The 17,896-nt window shown below is 36.8% G+C and carries 21 protein-coding genes; 4 read left to right on the top strand and 17 right to left on the bottom strand.

Going from position 1 to position 17,896, the window contains the following annotated elements:
* Nucleotides 1-14: 14 nt before the first annotated feature.
* The 3 genes from lepA to gpr form a co-directional block, all read right to left on the bottom strand.
* Nucleotides 15-1,838, bottom strand: coding sequence for a translation elongation factor 4 (lepA, locus tag E2636_RS06840; protein WP_017380154.1), 1,824 nt, complete (start codon nt 1,836-1,838; stop codon nt 15-17).
* A 62-nt stretch (nt 1,839-1,900) separates the two neighbouring features.
* The gene (gene spoIIP, locus E2636_RS06835; RefSeq protein WP_134209530.1) at nt 1,901-2,734 is read right to left on the bottom strand and encodes a stage II sporulation protein P; all 834 of its coding nucleotides are present in this window, start codon (nt 2,732-2,734) and stop codon (nt 1,901-1,903) included.
* A 32-nt stretch (nt 2,735-2,766) separates the two neighbouring features.
* Nucleotides 2,767-3,816 (bottom strand): GPR endopeptidase, encoded by a 1,050-nt coding sequence (gene gpr / locus E2636_RS06830; protein WP_017380156.1) that lies wholly within the window; start codon nt 3,814-3,816, stop codon nt 2,767-2,769.
* A gap of 293 nt (nt 3,817-4,109) precedes the next feature.
* Here gpr and rpsT point away from each other — a divergent pair, with 293 nt between their 5' ends.
* Nucleotides 4,110-4,358, top strand: coding sequence for a 30S ribosomal protein S20 (gene rpsT, locus E2636_RS06825; RefSeq protein WP_017380157.1), 249 nt, complete (start codon nt 4,110-4,112; stop codon nt 4,356-4,358).
* Between the two features lie 487 nt (nt 4,359-4,845).
* Here rpsT and holA read toward each other — a convergent pair whose 3' ends face one another.
* Nucleotides 4,846-5,856 carry a DNA polymerase III subunit delta gene (holA, locus tag E2636_RS06820; RefSeq protein ID WP_134209529.1) on the bottom strand — a complete coding sequence of 337 codons (1,011 nt, stop codon included), beginning with the start codon at nt 5,854-5,856 and terminating at the stop codon, nt 4,846-4,848.
* A 166-nt stretch (nt 5,857-6,022) separates the two neighbouring features.
* On the opposite strand from holA, the gene E2636_RS06815 reads away from it, so the two are divergent.
* On the top strand, nt 6,023-6,157 hold the full coding sequence (locus E2636_RS06815; protein WP_134209528.1) for a YqzM family protein: 135 nt from the start codon (nt 6,023-6,025) through the stop codon (nt 6,155-6,157).
* Between the two features lie 20 nt (nt 6,158-6,177).
* Here E2636_RS06815 and E2636_RS06810 read toward each other — a convergent pair whose 3' ends face one another.
* The 12 genes from E2636_RS06810 to E2636_RS06755 form a co-directional block, all read right to left on the bottom strand.
* Complete coding sequence (locus tag E2636_RS06810; protein WP_134209527.1) at nt 6,178-8,391, bottom strand: DNA internalization-related competence protein ComEC/Rec2; 2,214 nt, start codon at nt 8,389-8,391, stop codon at nt 6,178-6,180.
* Between the two features lie 83 nt (nt 8,392-8,474).
* A complete protein-coding gene (locus E2636_RS06805; RefSeq protein WP_134209526.1) occupies nt 8,475-9,056 on the bottom strand; it encodes a ComE operon protein 2 in 582 nt (193 codons plus the stop codon).
* A gap of 73 nt (nt 9,057-9,129) precedes the next feature.
* The gene (locus E2636_RS06800) at nt 9,130-9,714 is read right to left on the bottom strand and encodes a helix-hairpin-helix domain-containing protein (protein WP_134209525.1); all 585 of its coding nucleotides are present in this window, start codon (nt 9,712-9,714) and stop codon (nt 9,130-9,132) included.
* A 175-nt stretch (nt 9,715-9,889) separates the two neighbouring features.
* Nucleotides 9,890-10,627, bottom strand: a complete 738-nt coding sequence (locus E2636_RS06795; protein ID WP_134209524.1) for a class I SAM-dependent DNA methyltransferase — start codon at nt 10,625-10,627, stop codon at nt 9,890-9,892.
* Nucleotides 10,627-10,977 (bottom strand): ribosome silencing factor, encoded by a 351-nt coding sequence (gene rsfS, locus E2636_RS06790; RefSeq protein ID WP_017380164.1) that lies wholly within the window; start codon nt 10,975-10,977, stop codon nt 10,627-10,629. Before rsfS ends, E2636_RS06795 begins: the two co-directional genes overlap by 1 nt.
* Nucleotides 10,978-11,547 (bottom strand): bis(5'-nucleosyl)-tetraphosphatase (symmetrical) YqeK, encoded by a 570-nt coding sequence (yqeK, locus tag E2636_RS06785; protein ID WP_134209523.1) that lies wholly within the window; start codon nt 11,545-11,547, stop codon nt 10,978-10,980.
* Nucleotides 11,540-12,106: a nicotinate-nucleotide adenylyltransferase gene (locus tag E2636_RS06780; RefSeq protein WP_134209522.1), complete on the bottom strand. Its 567-nt coding sequence runs from the start codon at nt 12,104-12,106 to the stop codon at nt 11,540-11,542. Before E2636_RS06780 ends, yqeK begins: the two co-directional genes overlap by 8 nt.
* 2 nt (nt 12,107-12,108) lie before the next feature.
* The gene (gene yhbY / locus E2636_RS06775; RefSeq protein WP_017380167.1) at nt 12,109-12,408 is read right to left on the bottom strand and encodes a ribosome assembly RNA-binding protein YhbY; all 300 of its coding nucleotides are present in this window, start codon (nt 12,406-12,408) and stop codon (nt 12,109-12,111) included.
* Nucleotides 12,395-13,237: a shikimate dehydrogenase gene (gene aroE / locus E2636_RS06770; RefSeq protein WP_134209521.1), complete on the bottom strand. Its 843-nt coding sequence runs from the start codon at nt 13,235-13,237 to the stop codon at nt 12,395-12,397. Before aroE ends, yhbY begins: the two co-directional genes overlap by 14 nt.
* Nucleotides 13,238-13,249: 12 nt before the next feature.
* Nucleotides 13,250-14,353 carry a ribosome biogenesis GTPase YqeH gene (gene yqeH, locus E2636_RS06765; RefSeq protein ID WP_134209520.1) on the bottom strand — a complete coding sequence of 368 codons (1,104 nt, stop codon included), beginning with the start codon at nt 14,351-14,353 and terminating at the stop codon, nt 13,250-13,252.
* A complete protein-coding gene (locus E2636_RS06760) occupies nt 14,350-14,871 on the bottom strand; it encodes a YqeG family HAD IIIA-type phosphatase (RefSeq protein ID WP_017380170.1) in 522 nt (173 codons plus the stop codon). The genes yqeH and E2636_RS06760 overlap by 4 nt, the downstream gene beginning before the upstream one ends.
* A 36-nt stretch (nt 14,872-14,907) precedes the next feature.
* Complete coding sequence (locus E2636_RS06755) at nt 14,908-15,690, bottom strand: phosphatidylserine decarboxylase (RefSeq protein WP_134209519.1); 783 nt, start codon at nt 15,688-15,690, stop codon at nt 14,908-14,910.
* A gap of 91 nt (nt 15,691-15,781) precedes the next feature.
* Here E2636_RS06755 and pssA point away from each other — a divergent pair, with 91 nt between their 5' ends.
* A complete protein-coding gene (pssA, locus tag E2636_RS06750) occupies nt 15,782-16,321 on the top strand; it encodes a CDP-diacylglycerol--serine O-phosphatidyltransferase (protein ID WP_134209518.1) in 540 nt (179 codons plus the stop codon).
* Between the two features lie 85 nt (nt 16,322-16,406).
* Nucleotides 16,407-17,126 carry an RNA polymerase sporulation sigma factor SigK gene (gene sigK / locus E2636_RS06745; protein WP_017380173.1) on the top strand — a complete coding sequence of 240 codons (720 nt, stop codon included), beginning with the start codon at nt 16,407-16,409 and terminating at the stop codon, nt 17,124-17,126.
* A 42-nt stretch (nt 17,127-17,168) separates the two neighbouring features.
* On the opposite strand, the gene mtnN is transcribed toward sigK, so the two are convergent.
* Nucleotides 17,169-17,861, bottom strand: a complete 693-nt coding sequence (gene mtnN / locus E2636_RS06740; protein ID WP_134209517.1) for a 5'-methylthioadenosine/S-adenosylhomocysteine nucleosidase — start codon at nt 17,859-17,861, stop codon at nt 17,169-17,171.
* Between the last annotated feature and the right edge of the window lie 35 nt (nt 17,862-17,896).

The following is a 17,896-nucleotide window of genomic DNA, read 5'->3' as shown; positions in this document are numbered from 1 at the left end:
CAACTATATTTTTATCAATCTTCATCCATCTTCAGTACAGCCATAAATGCTTCTTGAGGAACTTCTACGGACCCTACTTGCTTCATACGTTTTTTACCTTCTTTTTGTTTATCTAGAAGTTTTCGTTTACGCGAAATATCTCCACCGTAACATTTAGCAAGAACATTTTTACGAATGGCACTTATTGTCGAACGAGCGACAATTTTTTGTCCAATAGCTGCCTGAATTGGCACTTCAAATTGTTGTCTTGGGATTAATTTCTTTAACTTCTCAACAATAATTTTACCGCGTTCATAAGCAAAGTCATTATGCACGATAAAGCTTAAAGCATCAACTTGTTCTGCATTTAATAAAATATCAATTTTCACAAGTTTAGACGGTTTATACCCAATTAATTCGTAATCGAATGAAGCATAACCTTTTGTCCCTGATTTTAATTGATCAAAGAAATCATATACTACTTCAGAAAGTGGAACTTCATAAATAATACTCACCCGAGTTTTATCGATATAATCCATGTTCATGAAATTCCCACGTTTCTTTTGACACAGTTCCATTACCGTACCTACAAAATCGTTTGGCACCATAATTGTCGCTTTTACATAAGGCTCTTCAATTCTATCGATTTTTTGTGACTCTGGCATCATTGCGGGGTTGTCCACTTTTTTAATTTCTCCATCTGTCATATGAACATCATAGATTACACTTGGAGCAGTAGTAATTAAGTCAATGTTAAATTCACGCTCAAGGCGTTCTTGAATAATTTCCATGTGAAGTAGTCCTAAGAATCCACAACGATATCCAAAACCAAGAGCTTGAGAAGATTCAGGTTCAAATTGAAGAGCTGCATCATTTAACTCAAGTTTCTCAAGTGCATCACGCAAATCATTGTATCTTGCTGTATCAATTGGATACAAACCACAGTAAACCATTGGATTTAAGCGTCGATACCCTGGTAGAGATTCAGTTGCCGGTGTCGCCGCACTAGTGATGGTATCACCAACACGTGTATCCCCAACGTTTTTAATTGCTGCCGTTAGGAAACCAACGTCCCCAACAGTTAATTCGTCACGAAGTGTTGCTTTAGGTGTAAATACACCTGCTTCGACTACTTCAAATTCTTTACCTGTCGCCATCATGAGAATTTTATCCCCTGGACGAACAGTCCCTTCCATTACACGAATATACGCGACTACACCTCGATAAGGGTCGTAAAGCGAATCAAAAATAAGTGCTTTTAAAGGTGCCTCTGGATCGCCCGTTGGAGCAGGGACTTTTTCGACAATTTGTTCAAGTAATTCTTCAATTCCGATACCTGCTTTTGCAGAAGCTAGTACAGCCTCCGAGGCATCTAAACCAATCACTTCTTCTATTTCAGCACGAACACGCTCTGGATCAGCAGCAGGTAAATCAATTTTATTAATGACCGGCAAAATTTCTAAATCGTTATCTAAAGCTAAATAAACATTTGCCAATGTTTGTGCCTCAATACCTTGCGCAGCATCTACAACTAGAATTGCCCCTTCACATGCAGCTAAACTTCTAGAAACTTCATATGTGAAATCGACGTGTCCAGGAGTATCAATTAAATGGAACGTATAATCTTCCCCATCTTTTGCACGATAGTTCAATTGTACAGCGTTTAACTTAATGGTAATTCCACGTTCACGTTCTAAATCCATTGAATCAAGAAGTTGGGCTTTCATTTCTCTAGATGTCAATGCTTTTGTTTGTTCTAAAATCCGATCGGCTAATGTTGATTTGCCGTGATCGATATGGGCGATAATAGAAAAGTTTCGAATATTTTGTTGACGTTTAATACGTTCTTCTCGATTCATGTGATGTCCACTCCTACTTAAACTATTTAAAATTATAGCAGTGAACTCGCGTTACTTCAATGTTAGTTACCTTTAGAATTTTCAAAAACAACAGAAATTGCCTTCGATAGTATGGCAATGGTCCGATTTATTTCTTCTTCTGTATTTTCAATACCACCTAATTCTACTAATAATGACCGATCTGATAAATCTTGATTATAAATGCCATTCCCAGTATCGTGAGTTTTTGCAAGAACGCCCTTGGAAATGGATGGTACCATTCCGTTCATTTCCTTGGAGACCGCTTTGGAAAATGCTTCATTTAATTTATAGTTTTTATGTTCGGCCCCTACTACAAGAATAATTTGTGCGTACGACGTTCCATTTGATACAATTGTTGTTCTTTCACGCTTAAGTGAATCCCGATGCAAATCAATAATTACATCGTATTTTTTTGATTCCAACTGTTTTTTTAATACCGGTCGCATAGTAGTATACGCTTCATGAAACTTATGTCCTGATACTTTCATTTCTTTCATATTGTCATATGGTAATACGTCTACAGAAGCACCGTTTAATTGAAAATGTTGAGTGAGAAGTGCGCTAACATTCATTATGTTCGTAGAAGGATGATAATTAACCGCTTTTAAACCAGATGACTTTTCAACAATCGGATTAAACGCTTCATGTGAATGCGTGAAATATAATAAAATGTCAAATGGATCTTCTTTTGTTTCCGTAGTTACTTCTTTTGTAACTTCCTTTGTTACTACATTAGCCGCATATGCTATCGGGCTTTTCTCAACTTGTTGTGTGACATTAGTTCCAAAAGCTAGCATAGGGAGTTTAATCATCAAAATAGGGAGTAAAAATAAAAATAGATAGAAACTCAAGACCTTCTGCAATGTTTTGCGCATTCTTCACCCCTCCTCCTACAACTTACGTAGGATTAGGGCGAGGTAGAACTAAAAACATCGTCTTGTAACCAGGACAACACACCTGATTGTATCAATTCAGCATGTCTCTTCACCCAAGAATCTGTTTCTTTAGGTGTTACAAATAATTGTTGATGATGAGGCGGTAAAACTTCTTGCAGGAGCGCACGTATCTCATCAGAAGACCAGGAAGTCCATTCCCCAAAAATTGGCTTAATCGCTTCAATGTTAATTGGCGCGTCTGTACTTCTCAACCAAGATCCCACAGATAGCGCAGAAGATGCTTTCGTGGTTTCTCCTATCTGACTCGAAATAACTTTAAACACAGTCTCAATCGCCTCCACAACAAGTACTGGGGCATCCACCACCATAGGTACACCAATTGCAGTTACTGGAACTCCTAATGATTCAAAAGAAATTTCATTGCGCATATTCCCTACGCCTGAACCTGGATGAATTCCGGTATTTGTTATTTGAACTGTTTTACATAATCGGTCTTGATTACGAGCTGCTAACGCATCGATAACCAGGATTAAATCTGGTTTTACATGTTCAGCAATCGCTTTCACAAATTCAAATGTTTCTAGTCCTGTTTGTCCAGTTACACCAGGTGCAAAAAATACGACTTTACCAGGTTCAAAAGATAAAGAGAACATTTCTTCATGGAACAGATCAATAGCTAATGGCCCAATTGCATCTGGAGTAATCGTTTTATTCCCTAAACCGATCACAGCAATTGTTGATTCCTTTGAAAGTTTCAGAAGTTGATGAATATCATTCAACGATGAAATAAGTTGTTGTTCGAGTTGTTTAAATCCGTCTTCATCTTCAACTGTTAATGTGGGGACGGATAACGTAATATATGTCCCTTCCTTTTTGCCTATGGATTCAGCTCCACTTGCATCTGTTTCAATATGCGTAATAATCACGCGCCCATTACGATCTTCGTTCATTTGAATGCCTGGCGTATCATATAGGGTATCTTTCTCTTTTTTAGTTCGATGTTGAACTACTTCGTTCGCTTCGTCTATCAAATCAGTACGCATTAAATTCCGTTTACTCATTCTTATCACCTCAAGAAAAGTGTGCCCAAGGTGTCAAGTAAATATTCTTTGCGTGAATCTATTGCAATTTAACTATTGGTTTGATAAAATAATGCTTGTTGTATTTAGAATTACACTTTAATGCTTAAAGCAAAAAGCGTCCTTTAATTGCGCAAATTTTTAATTCGAGAATCTATGTATCTCGGGTTCTTTTCTAGACACGAGCAGATCGAGAAAGTAAGCATGTGAACGAGCAAAACTGACGATGAGATGCGACGTGATCGGAAAGAATTATTTTTTAGGAGGTGAAAGATATGCCAAACATCAAATCTGCAATCAAACGTGTAAAAACGAATGCTTCTGCTAACGCACAAAACTCTCACACGAAGTCTCAAATGCGTACAGCGGTTAAGAAAGCTGAAACTGCTTCACTTAACAATGAAGAAAACGCAAAAGAACTTTTACAAACTGCTATCAAGCAAGTAGATAAAGCAGCTTCTAAAGGATTACTTCATAAAAACACAGCGGCTCGTAAAAAAGCTCAGTTAATGAAAAAGGCGTAAATATATGAAAGACCAGATTCGAAATTCGAATCTGGTCTTTTTTTAATGGTTCTTTGTCAAATGACGTTGGTGAAGAATTTTAGTAGGCTTCCCACAGAAACGAATTGTGCACAATTTGTTTGCGACGAGGAGGCTCACCGCACGCCCCACGGAACGCATCCGCTTGGAACAGAAATCAGCGTGTATCAGGTTTTTTTTAGTTTCATAGCTATTTATAAAAAAATGATAGTAGTGATATTCCATCCCTTTCTCCTGTTATATCGAGTAAGAGATTTTATTTCACCAACGTCATATAGTGTACAACCTTTTTATAGGAAAATTAGTTTTAGGCTGATTTAATAAACAATTGCTGTTGATGATTGAAATTCGCATTATTATGTTATTTGACGTTACTGAGGGGAATTTCGATTTCCTGCCTTAATTTTTCGTGTTTCTCTGAATAAAAAATAGTCCTGATTCGCTTTACACTAGCGAGTCAGGACTATTTTCACAATCGATTCATTAAAAATAATTCTAAAATACGTTCCCGTCTGCCACTACTCGTTTTTAATTGATAGTCTGCACTTGCAAGTCTATGTAAAACTTGCAACAAACGTTGTTCTTTAACTTGTTGTCTACTTTCGACAATTAATTTCACTCGGTATGGATTCACTTTTAGTTGTTTCGCAATGGCTTGTGCGTGGTACCCTTTTTTTTGCAAGTATTTTACATTAGATAGTAAACGTATTTGAGAAGCTAGCAATGCAGTTAACATAATCGGTTCTTGTTTTTGCCGCAACAAATCGTGGTAGACCGTCAAGGCGGTTGTAGTATCCCCACGCAAATACGCATTGAGTAGCTGGAATGCATCCTGCTCTAATGTTCGTGTCATCAGCAGCTCTACGTCGTCCTTAGTGATTTCTAGGCCTTCTCCAATATAAGTTGCCATCTTATGTATTTCTGATTGCAATTGAACTAAGTCTTGTCCAACTGTTTCAATTAATCGTGTAATCGCTTCACTCGTCATCGTTTTTTTCTCGCGCGCTACTATGGATTTAACCCATACTACTAAATCATTTCCTTCGAGCGGTTTTGCTACTAATAAAAGAGATTTTTCTTTCATCAACTTTGTTACTTTTTTACGTTCGTCTAGTTTTTCATAAGGTGCAATAAAAATAGTAATCGCAGTTTCAGAAGGATTCTGAACCCAACTTTCAAACTTCTTTAAATCGTGATCTATTTTCTCTTTTCCTTTTTCAGTTGCTTTTAAAAAAGAGGCATTTTTAGCGATGATTAATTTTCGTTCTGTAAAAAATGGAATCGTATCTGCTTCTTCAATTACGTGTTGCACGGGCACTTCATCTAAATCAAAAAGTAATACATCCGTTTCTCCATTTTGATTAAGTGATTCTTTCATGCGACGAATTGTTTCGTCGAAAAAGTAATGCTCTGTGCCGACAAGTAGATAAATCGGACTAAAATCACCTTGTTGAATCTTTTTCCAAGTACTTGAAAACATGAGAAACCTCCTATAACACACATTCGTTTCTATTATACATGAAAATAAAATGCTCCGGTTTTGAACAAAATGTGTCTTTCGTTTGAAATACAGGAAAAAAACTTGATGTTTATGGATTTTTTTTATAGAATCCCTTATAATAAAAGTTGTATTAGGAGGGATAGTTATGCACGAATTTGAAAAGAATGTCCAATCCACACGTAACGATGCGATTGACTCGGGTGTTGCTTTCGTAGTATCATTTGTTTTCTTTGCAGTGATATTTACCATTCCGACGGTAATTGACTTCATTACAAGATAAAATAGTAAAAAAGAGACTTTTCATTGTGATAGGTCTCTTTTTATTATGCCCTTATTTGAAGTCGCACGTATGGTCATTTCCTTATTATTATAACGGACATGGATTGAGCCCATATCTGCCGTTGTTAGTGTCGGCATTTGATTTTCCTTAAATCTATTAACTACTTCAACATGGGGATGCCCATAACGATTGTTTTTCCCCACTGAAAAAACAGTTATTTTAGGATTAAGTTTTTTAATAAATGGCAAAGTACTGGAAGTTTTGCTTCCATGGTGCCCACCTTTTAGTAAAGCGACATTTTGTAAGCCTGAATACGCATTTAACAATTCTTCTTCCCCATCTTTTTCTAAGTCTCCTGTCAACAAAACCGTAAACAGTTCATGTTTGATATATAAAACTAGGGAATCGTCGTTTCCTTTATACTCTTTATCTTGTGGAGAAACATACATAAATTGCGTACCTCCCAATTGAAAGCTATCCCCTGCAAATTTTTCTTTGATTGTAATCTTTTGGAGCATAGCTGTTTGAACGGCTTGTTGCAAAGCTGATTCGGAAGTAGCGGCAGGTGTCACATGGATTTCTCCCACTCTTATTTCTTCTAAAATTTCTTCTGCACCTTCTATATGGTCACTATCTGCATGCGTCCAAATAAATTTATCAATGTAGTGAATGCCCCGCCCTTTTAGAAAAGGTACAACCACTTCTCGCCCAATTTCAAATGGGTCGTCTGTTTGTTTCCAAGCTTCTTGACCAAATCGTAATAAACCTCCTGAGTCAATAAGAATTACCCCTTTTTGATGAGGGAGTTCAATAAGCGTAGCATCTCCTTGACCTACAGATAAAAATGTCACTTCGATGGATGAATCGAAATACGGTGTTGCTTGAATTAATACGATAGGAAGTCCTAGTGTCAACGCCATTTTTTTCAGTGGATATTGAATTTCTAAAACAAAAAAAGTACTCACCACACCTAAGTATGCGATCACAACTTGCCAGTTGGAAAGTTTGCCTGGATTCCACAATTGATGCGGAATAGCAGCTATTTTCAAAATAAACGTCGTTAGAGTTAAACGTAGTGGTTCATATAAGAGAAAAATTAGATCTGATAAGTAAGGTAGTATAAACGACACTAGAAATAATAGTAAATTGATGGGTAAAATAACAACTGAAAAAAGAGGGACAAAAAATAAATTAACAATAAAAGAGGATAACGAAATCTCATAAAAGTGAAATAGAAGTATGGGGGCTACCCCGATTTGACAAAGAAATGTAATCCAAAATGATTGTTTGAAGACACTTATTTGCTTCTTTAAAAAAGGAGAAGAATAAAGCAAGGACGCAGCCGCTGCATAAGATAATTGGAAACCAATTTGCAATAACACACCCGGTTGAATAAATATAGAAAACAGTATGCTTAGAGCAAAGGCATCTTCAATCGACAGTCGTTTATTCATTTGCTTTGAAAGTAACAGTATTTCTACAACCCCTACAGCACGCCATACTGAAGGCGCTCCACCTACTAAAATTGCGTAAATAGGTAAACAGATTAACAAACACCAAATTGCAACTTCTTTTCTAATTGATAGTCTTAACATCGACTGATAAAAAATATAGGTTAAGAATGCTACATGTAACCCCGAAATGGCAAACAAATGGGTAATACCAAGTATTTGATAGGCACGTGTTTGTTGTTGGTCCACGTCATCTCGTAATCCGAGCAATAAGGCTTTCGCTTCAGGTTGAAGGGAAAGTGGAAAGTGGACTTCAATATGCTTTTTCATTTGAAAACGTCGATTTGCAATCCAACCCAAAAAACCACTTGGCTCTGAGATTTTTTCTAATGAAGTGACAGACAACATCCCAGATGCTCCGTGGCTCGTTAAATAGGTTTGCATATTAAACGCATAGTCATGAGCAGGTATCGGTACTTCTGTCACTTGTCCATTCAATACAAACGTTGCACGTGTCAATGATTGTTCTTGAAACATGTTCTTCTCATTTTCTGATACAAAAGTATATGTGAGATACCACTTCTGCTTTTCTTCAGAAATGGCAAAACCACGTAATTTAGAGCCTTTTATGCTATGAATAGATGTTAGTTGAATAACGCTATCTTGTTTGATTTCTTGATCACCAATAGACAATTTCACTTCGGCATGGATAAAGAAAAAAATGGCTATAGTGACATAACTTAATATAAATATTTTCGGTAAGCGTTTTCGAAAAAATAGCAAAATAATAAATGCATGTACAAAAAGCAGTTCAATTGAAGCAATTGAAGCACTCGTTGATATAATGGCTGCAATTGCTAAATAAATTAGACGTTGGTTCCAATAGTTTTGCCAAATAATTCATTCACCTGCGCTTCATATGAAGCCAATTCTTCAGCAGAAACTCCATTCTCTCTTAATTTTTGAAGCATTTCTAAGTACAAAGTTATTTTTTTATCACTTAGGAAATCGATTTTTCGTTCATCAAAAGGCACATGGACAACCTCTACACTTGCTTGCTTGAACAATTGAATCGCATATTCATTGTTTTTATAATCCTTCGCGTAATATAAACGTCGAATTCCTGCTTGAATAATTGATTTTGTGCATGGTAAACAAGGAAAATGAGTCACATATAAATCTGCTTCATTCGTTGAAATGCCATATTTTGAGCATTGAAGTAAGGCATTCATTTCAGCATGAATCGTACGGACACAATGATGATCTACTACATAGCATCCTTGATCAATACAATGGTCTCCTCCTGAGATGGAACCATTGTAACCGCCTGCCATGATTCGTTTATCACGAACGATTGTCGCACCTACCGCTAATCTTGTACACGTGCTCCTCAATGCTAGTAAATGGCTTTGTGCCAAGAAGAATTGATCCCATGTTATTCGCTCCATAATAACGCCCCCTGATTGTAAACTCTTATCTAGTTTAGTGGGAATATGTTTCACACGTCAATTGAATATGATTTTATTCAACCGAAATAAAGTCTTTTAATTTTTCAAATGTTAAATCACCAATACCCGTTACTTTTTTTAGTTCATCGATGGATTGAAAAAGTCCCTTTTCATCACGGTAAGTAACAATAGCGTTTGCCTTAGACGGACCAATACCAGAAAGCGTCGTTAATGTCGTTTCATCCGCCGTATTGATGTTGATGATTGTGGATTGTGATTCCGTCGTCGTACCTGGCTTTGTAACAACTGTCGTAGGTACATCAATTTCTCCAATGAACGGCACATAAATCACCATCTCATCAACTAACTTCGCAGCAAAATTCAACTCTTTGTCTTCTGCAGTTGGAAGTATCCCTCCTGCAATTTGGAGTGCGTCAAGTACACGACTGCCCATTGGTAATGTATACATACCAGGTTTATGGACTTGTCCTTTTACATCAACGACAACAGATTCATTTTCTTTAATACTGACTGGACTTGTTTCAGGATGTTTCTCATTTGGGATTGTACTTGGGATAGGGTTTTGGATGGTTTCAAGCGTACCGGCAAGTGGGGGGTCCGGTTTGTGGGAAAAGGGTTGAAATAATAAAATAGCCAAAATGATTACAGCACATACAAGTACTAATTTATTCGTATGTTTTTTTATCCATGAAGGATTCAGACTGGGTCATCCTTTCCTACAGAGAGCAATTCTTATGGAGTTAAACATACTATAAACGAATTGCTCTAAATTGGAAAGTTTTCTTTTAAGATATTGATAAAAAAAGGAGAGTTTATTTAATTGCATGAAAAAAAATACGTTCACTGTCTTTTTTGGGAGATTCATTTGTCCAGTCTGCTGTTACTTCAATTCGAGTAAAACCAGCTTTTTGTAAAAATGATAGATACGTACTTACATCAAACGAGCGCTGAAAATGACTTTCTTCAAAACGATCATATGAGCCATTTGAGTTTTTCATAAAGAATGTTAAATCATGATAGATGGAATGTGGATGTTCGCCTTCTTCAGTATGCCAAATATAGGCAACATTTTCATCTTCATATGTAAATGGTCCATCTAAAAACAATTCATCCATTTTAAAAATAGAATGAACGTCAAAAAATAGCTGACCATCTTCAGTCAACAATTGATATATGTTGTGTAATGTTTGAAGAACTTGATCTTCATCTTCTAAATAATTTAACGAATCTATCGAAAGAATCGCAACATCTAAATCTTGAAAACCTTCTAATTCAGTCATAGACATATGAAATAAAGGAATATGAAAGCCTTCTGTTTGAAAACGCTCAGACGCCATTGCAAGCATCTCTTCAGATAAATCTACAGCTTGAACAAGAAAACCCTGTTCTGCAAATTTTGCAGACAGGACTCCGGTTCCACAACCAATATCTAAAAGAGATTTACCTTTCACATTTTCTACACATGAAACAACCTTATGAACATAATTGTCATAAGGTATGTCGGTCATTAATGCATCATAAACGTGCGCAAACTCTTTGTAACTAGACATTACGCTTCTAAGTTTACAGAGATAATTGGTGCATCTCCCCATAAACGTTCTAAGTTATAAAATTGACGTTCGTCTTTGTGGAATACATGTGCAACAACGTCACCCATATCGACTAATACCCAACGAGCTGCGTCATAGCCTTCTAGACGTTTTACATCATATCCAGCTTCTCCTGCTTGGTCTGCCATTTCTTTTGCAATTGCTTGTACTTGACGGTCAGAGTTTGCATGACAAATCACAAAGTAATCTGCAATTAAAGATACACCTTGCATATTTAATACGATGATATCTTCTGCACGTTTGTCATCTGCTGCTTTATACGCTATTTCTAATAATGTTGGAACTGTCATTCAGTCATTTTCCTTTCGTGTAACCAAATCATTGTAACAATGAATGGAATCCGGATATACCGGTTGATTTTTTTTTATTAAAAATTGAATGGAATGTTTTACACAAGCCTTCATTAATAATTCGAGTCCTTGGTCAGCTTGCTGTCTTAATTCATCGACACCTGAAAATTTTCGATTTGGTTCAATCATATCAGCACAATAAATGATTTTCTCAAGTTTGGACATATATTTACGACCAGTGGTATGGTAGCAAATTGCATTTAAGACATCTTGATTTGTTACCCCAAATTCCTGCTGAGCTAGGAATGCCCCCACAGGAGCATGCCACAATTCATGGTGAAATGTTAAAAGTGTTGGCTCCATTTGCTGTTCGATCATGGTTTGTTTCATCCAGTCTCGATCTGCAAATTTCACGACATCATGTAAAATAGCAGCAAGTTCTGCAGCTTTTTCAGATTCACCATACACTTTCGCTAATCCAATAGCAGTTTCCATTACTCCTAAAGTATGCACATATCTTTTTTCAGGCATTCTTGTACGTATAGCATTTAACAAATCATCTCTATTCATACAACTTCTCCTGACGAATATACGTTTTTACACTTTCCGGGATAAGTAGGGAAACATCTTTACCTTCTTTTAGACGATTACGTAACATCGATGATGATAAATCAATTAGTGGTGCATCGATTAATGTGACCGGATATTTCGATTTTTCGTCATATCCTGGACGACGTACGCCAATCAAACGAATACCCTTTACAAGCTCATCTATCTCAAACCATTTATCCAAATAGGCAATCATATCCGCACCAATTAGAAAACTAAATTTCGTAAGTGGTTCTCGCGTTTGCAATTCCTTCATCGTATCAATCGTATAGGATACCCCACCGCGCTTTATTTCAAGCGCTTCCACAGTGAAATAAGAGAATGGTTCAACTGCTAGTTCAATCATGCGAAGTCGTTGTTCACCTGTGGCTAGCTGAGTCGCTTCTTTATGGGGCGGTTTTGCATTCGGCATAAAGCGGATCTCATCAAAATGAAATGCATGATAAACTTCATTCGCCATAATTAAATGTCCAATATGTGGCGGATTAAAAGTTCCTCCAAAAATGCACACTTCTTTCATCGTTAGCCTCTTGTTGGTAACACGATTTTTCTATTGTTTACTGATGGTTTGTATAACACAATTGTTAAACCAATTAATTGAACTAGTTCTGATTTCGTACCTTTTGCTAATTGTTCTGCTACTTCTTGTTTATCATCTTCACAATTTTGCAAGATGCTGATTTTAATTAATTCACGAGTTTCGATCGCTTCTTCAATATGTTTAATTAAATGTTCATTTACTCCACCTTTTCCAACTTGAAAAATAGCTGATAAATGATGAGCTTCGCTTCGTAAAAAACGTTTTTGTTTACCTGTTAACATGTGGACCTCCTAGTATTTGTTCGACTTGCTCTATAGTTTGCTTCGTATCTGGTTTGCGATTTGTCCACTTTTGAAATGACAATGCTCCTTGGTGCACAAACATCCCCACTCCATTCAAACAACGTGCTCCTCGATCTTTTGCTTCAGCCAAAAAAGGCGTCAATAATGGATTATACACAATATCTGCAACAATTGCTGAAGATGTTACATTTTTAAGTGACAAAGGCATGTTTACATTAGTTGTTAGCATACCAGCTGGCGTTGTTTGTATGATGATTTTAAAGTCTCCCAGTTCAACTTCTGCTTGCTCTAGCGATAGGGCACGGCCACTTGTCAAATCAGTGATTAAACGTTGTGCATTTGAAAAACTGCGGTTTGCACATGAGAGATTTACATAGCCTTGCTCTTTTAATGCAAAAGCAATTCCTCTTGCTGCTCCACCAGCACCAATGATTAAAATAGGCAGTTCTTTAAGATTTAAACCCATTGCTTCTTCTAGTGAATTAACGAACCCAATGCCATCCGTATTGTAACCTGTTAATGTGCCATTCTCCTCTACAACAACTGTATTAACTGCGCCCATTAGTTGTGCTGAAGAATCTATTTGATCTAAAAATGGCAAAATGGCTTCTTTATGTGGAATCGTTACATTCCAACCACTTGCTCCTAAAGATTTTAATGAGTGAACAGCATCGGCTAGTTTTTCTTTTTTGACTTGCACAGGAATGTAAGTGGAGTCGATTGTTAAATCGGAAAACCACTTACTATGCATGCTTGGTGACATTGAATGAGAGATCGGGTCACCGATAACCGCGTACCATTTTTTCAAGTTAGCTGCCCCCTATATTAGCGATGGACGAATTTGTATTTCTACGCCTTTAGGAGCATATGCTGCTATGACCACATTTGGTTGATTGACAGTAATCCACCCTAAACCTGAAAACACAATATCTGTCTTCTCTGCTTTAATCGAAAATTCATGACGCACAAGTGATGGGAACTTGTCTTTAAATTTTGTAGATGGTGGTGCTAGCATTTCGCCTAAATGTTCAGCATATAAGCTATCAGCATTTTCAAGTTTCGTTCGGTGAATATTTAATTCATTAGAAATATGAACTGTAAACGATGAGCGTTCACCTTGAATAAAGTCAAATCGAGCTAGACCGCCTAAAAATAACGTTTGGCCCGCATTTAACTGGAATATTTTTGGCTTGATTTCATTTTTGGGCATAATTGATTTAAGTTCAGATGAATCTAAATAATGAGCCATTTGATGATGATTGATAATCCCTGGCGTATCATAAAGAGATTGATTATCGTCTAACGGTATTTCAATTAAATCAAGTGTTGTACCTGGGAAGTGAGAAGTTGTAATCACTTCTTTTTCACCTGTAACCTGCTTGATAATACGATTAATGAACGTTGACTTTCCGACGTTTGTACAACCAACCACATAAGCATTTTTACCATCTCGAAGGCGATCTATAGCTTCCATAGCTTCAACCATTCCCGTACCTTTATGAGCACTAACTAACATCACTTCAACTGGTTTCAAGCCAAGTTTTTTTGCTTCTTGTTGTAGCCATTTAATCACGCGATGTTTTTTGACTGATTTAGGTAGCAAATCTACTTTGTTCGCCACTAGTAATATTGGGTTATTCCCTACAAAGCGGTGTAAACCCGGTAACCAACTGCCATTGAAATCAAAGATATCGACAATTTTCACAATTAACCCCTGCTCATTTCCAAGACTATTTAAAATACGTAAAAAATCATCGTCTGTTAATGATACCGGTTGTAATTCGTTATAATTTTTTAAGCGAAAACAACGTTGGCATATGATTATTTCTTTTTCTAGCGAAGACTGTGGCGCAAAGCCAGGTGCTTTCAGATCATTTGTTTGTATTTGTGTACCGCATCCGATACATGTTGGTATAGTTGTCAAACTTCTTCCTCCCAAGTTACATAACCTCTTCTTTTTAAAGCTTTAAATATTCGTCGTTCAACCAAACGATTAAATTTCGTGAAAAAACCGTCTGATTTTGCTACTGGTAATACTAAAATTGTGTGCAAATTAATGCGATTCCCACCAACAACATCCGTTAAAAGTTGATCTCCAATAACGACAACTTCTTCCTTTTTTACATCCATCGTGTTAAGTGCTTTACGAAACGCTTTGCCCATTGGTTTACGTGCTTTATATATGAATGGAATACCAAGTGGATCTGCGAAAGATTTCACTCGAAGCTCGCTATTATTAGAAACAATTGTTACTTGAATCCCTGCGTCTTTCATGCTTTTTAACCAGTTCACAAGTTTTGGAGTTGCCTCAGGACGATCCCATTCAACAAGTGTGTTATCTAAATCTGTTATGATTCCGCGAATTCCTTTTTCAAGTAATCGTTCAGGTGAAATGTCAAATACATTATTCACAAATTCGCTTGGTAAAAATTTTTTGTACACCGTGACACACTCCGTTCAACCTTTTTTCTGTAATGATTATAACATACTCCCTATTTTCTCACCCACTCGTACTCGAGAACCAGGAGTAATGGATGAATCAAGTTGAAACGCATTTTTTTCGAATAGTAAAACTACTGTAGAACCAAAAGTAAAATAACCAATTTCTTCGCCTTTTTTCCAGTCTCGTGATGTGTTAGTCATTTGAATTGAATTGACGAACATGGCACCAACACTTATGACAGCACAATGTTTTAGATTCGAGCAAATTAAATTAGTGATTTGACGATAATTTCCACTAATCGGGGTTTTTCCATACGTTAAACCTGCCTGATTTACTGGATATGATTTCTCACCAAGAGTCACTTGTTTTTTAACATGGCCATTTACCGGGCTATGAATGCGATGATAATCGGCAGGACTTAAATAAAACACAATATAGGTACCATCTATATAATGAGAAGCTTGATCTACATTACCCAGAAGATTAGTCACTGTATACGCTTTTTCCTTCACTAAAAATGTACCATTGGAAGTAATAGAACCTGCCGACTCTACTTTTCCATCTACAGGACTACTTGCTACCATTTCTCCATTTACGATTGGGTGATATTGCGATTCAATTTTCCGAATAAAAAAATCATGCAATGTTGGAAATGTATCAATAGACTGGGAAACTTCCTTCATTTCAATTCTATATGTACGTATATATGATGGAATAATTTTTCGACTCCAGCTTGATTTTGCAAATCGTTGGATTGCTAGCGAGGACCATTTTCCGTTCGTTAATTCAATTAGTGATTGGTACACTTTGTGTTTCATGTTAACCCGCCTATTCTAAATATGCTCTACCTTTTTTTAGCAAAAAGAAGTATAATAAAAAAATACTGTATACACGAAGGAGTGTTTTCCATTGTTTTTATTCCAACGCGTGGATCTCACAATCAAGAAAATGAAAGCTAATGCAGCAAATATGATTACCATTGGAAACTTATCTTTTGGTGGAGCTTCAATCATGACTACATTAAACGAATCATATAGCTATAGTGTTTTGTTTATATTTATCGCAGCTTTACTAGACCGTTACGACGGAATAGTTGCTCGTAAATATAGTCAAGAATCAGAACTTGGGAAACAACTTGATTCCATGAGTGATATCATCTCATTCGGCATTGCTCCTGCGATTCTCGTTTACATGATTGTTTTAGTTGAATTTGGAACAGCTGGAATGGTCTTTGCCATCATTTATATCGCAAGTGGAGCTTTTCGCTTAGCACGCTTTAATACGATGGAAACAACTGGCTACTTTACAGGACTCCCAATTACCGCTGCAGGAACCTTACTGACGCTTTCTTATTTTGGGTTGTCACTATTCACACCTGTTTTATATATGTTTCTCATGCCAACCTTGGCAATTTTAATGATTAGTACATTTACATTAAGAAAAGTGTAACGACCGCAAATTGCGGTCGTTTTTTTCATGCTTTAAACATCGCTATCATATAGTGACAAAAGACGACATGGAGGTGCACGTCATCATGAGTGGATTATTGTCTGCTGTCATTCAATTATGGATTGAAATCCCTGTTTTTATCGGTTACTTGAAGGGTCAGGCGTTTCGAAAACCTCTCTCCCAAGAAGATGAAGCCATATATGTGAAACGTTGCTTAGCAGGTGAAGAAGAAGCCAAACATGAATTAATCGAACGCAATATGCGACTTGTCGCACATATTGTCAAAAAATTTCATCCCAAACATGAACAACTCGATGATTTCATATCAATTGGTACAATTGGATTAATGAAAGCCGTCGCAAGTTATACACCAGATAAAAAAACACGCCTCGCAACATACGCAGCTCGCTGCATTGAAAACGAAATTCTTATGCATTTACGTTCTCAGAAAAAAGTTCAAAAAGATGTCTCTCTTTTCGAGCCAATTGGTACAGATAAAGATGGCCATTCTCTCCAAATTACAGATTTACTCCATACTGATGAAGATACCGCACAACAAACCCTTGAACAAAAAGAACAAAAGGCACGATTATATCGACTTTTAGGAAAACTAGAAAAACGAGAAATTGAAATTATTGAACGCCGTTATGGCTTAAATCAATTTGAACCCATGACTCAAAAACAGATCGCCAAGCAATTAAATATTTCTCGGAGCTATGTCTCTCGAATTGAAAAGCGTGCGTTAGTAAAGATGTATCAACTGTTTACCCATGAAAAAAACTCTCTCAATTCGCCGGATAATTAAATGCCGCAAAATCTTCACTTTTTATTTTAACACGGAATGTGATTATAGTTTACTGATTACTTGTAAAACGATTTCTGTCGAATGTTTCGCAGCAGTTGGTAAGAATTCTTCAAAACTAATTGAAGATTCTTTTCCTGCGATATCCGACAAAGCACGAATAACTACAAATGGCACTTCAAATTGATGGCAAACTTGCGCAACAGCAGCCGCTTCCATCTCAGTAGCCTTCATGTGAGGGAAGTGTCTTCGGACGCTCTCAACACGCTCTGGATCGCTCATAAACGAATCACCTGTAGCAATAAGACCTGTTGCGAATTGATGCTGACCTAACTCTTCTACAGCCTCTTCTGCAAGTTTACGTAGTTTACCATCAGAAATGAAAGCTGCTGGAAGTTGAGGAACTTGACCCATTTCGTAGCCAAATGCTGTTACATCGACATCATGGTGACGTACTTCATCAGAAATAACGATTGCACCTACTTCTAGTGCCGAATCAAAACCGCCCGCTGAACCTGTATTAATGACTGCGTCTGGTTTAAAATGGTGAAGTAAAATAGCAGTTGACATGGCTGCATTTACTTTCCCAATTCCACTTTTCAGTAACACAACATCATGACCTGCATATGTACCTTCTGTATATTCACTATTTGCAATAATAATCGTTTGCGGACTATTAATGACTAATCGCAACGCTTCTACTTCTTGTTCCATGGCACCAATTACTGCTACTTTCATCTAATCTTCCTCTTTTCTATTTTGAAATAAACAGT

The organism is Paenisporosarcina antarctica (assembly GCF_004367585.1).
Lineage (GTDB): Bacteria > Bacillota > Bacilli > Bacillales_A > Planococcaceae > Paenisporosarcina > Paenisporosarcina antarctica.
The sequence above is the reverse complement of the archived record's forward strand: the minus strand, read 5'-3'. Positions and strand labels throughout refer to the sequence as shown.

Coding starts and splice junctions, on each gene's coding strand:
- lepA (WP_017380154.1), bottom strand. CDS start 1,838: ATGAATCGAGAAGAACGTATTAAACGTCAACAAAATATTCGAAACTTT.
- spoIIP (WP_134209530.1), bottom strand. CDS start 2,734: ATGCGCAAAACATTGCAGAAGGTCTTGAGTTTCTATCTATTTTTATTT.
- gpr (WP_017380156.1), bottom strand. CDS start 3,816: ATGAGTAAACGGAATTTAATGCGTACTGATTTGATAGACGAAGCGAAC.
- rpsT (WP_017380157.1), top strand. CDS start 4,110: ATGCCAAACATCAAATCTGCAATCAAACGTGTAAAAACGAATGCTTCT.
- holA (WP_134209529.1), bottom strand. CDS start 5,856: ATGTTTTCAAGTACTTGGAAAAAGATTCAACAAGGTGATTTTAGTCCG.
- E2636_RS06815 (WP_134209528.1), top strand. CDS start 6,023: ATGCACGAATTTGAAAAGAATGTCCAATCCACACGTAACGATGCGATT.
- E2636_RS06805 (WP_134209526.1), bottom strand. CDS start 9,056: ATGGAGCGAATAACATGGGATCAATTCTTCTTGGCACAAAGCCATTTA.
- E2636_RS06795 (WP_134209524.1), bottom strand. CDS start 10,627: ATGTCTAGTTACAAAGAGTTTGCGCACGTTTATGATGCATTAATGACC.
- rsfS (WP_017380164.1), bottom strand. CDS start 10,977: ATGACAGTTCCAACATTATTAGAAATAGCGTATAAAGCAGCAGATGAC.
- yqeK (WP_134209523.1), bottom strand. CDS start 11,547: ATGAATAGAGATGATTTGTTAAATGCTATACGTACAAGAATGCCTGAA.
- E2636_RS06780 (WP_134209522.1), bottom strand. CDS start 12,106: ATGAAAGAAGTGTGCATTTTTGGAGGAACTTTTAATCCGCCACATATT.
- yhbY (WP_017380167.1), bottom strand. CDS start 12,408: ATGTTAACAGGTAAACAAAAACGTTTTTTACGAAGCGAAGCTCATCAT.
- E2636_RS06755 (WP_134209519.1), bottom strand. CDS start 15,690: ATGAAACACAAAGTGTACCAATCACTAATTGAATTAACGAACGGAAAA.
- sigK (WP_017380173.1), top strand. CDS start 16,407: ATGAGTGGATTATTGTCTGCTGTCATTCAATTATGGATTGAAATCCCT.
- mtnN (WP_134209517.1), bottom strand. CDS start 17,861: ATGAAAGTAGCAGTAATTGGTGCCATGGAACAAGAAGTAGAAGCGTTG.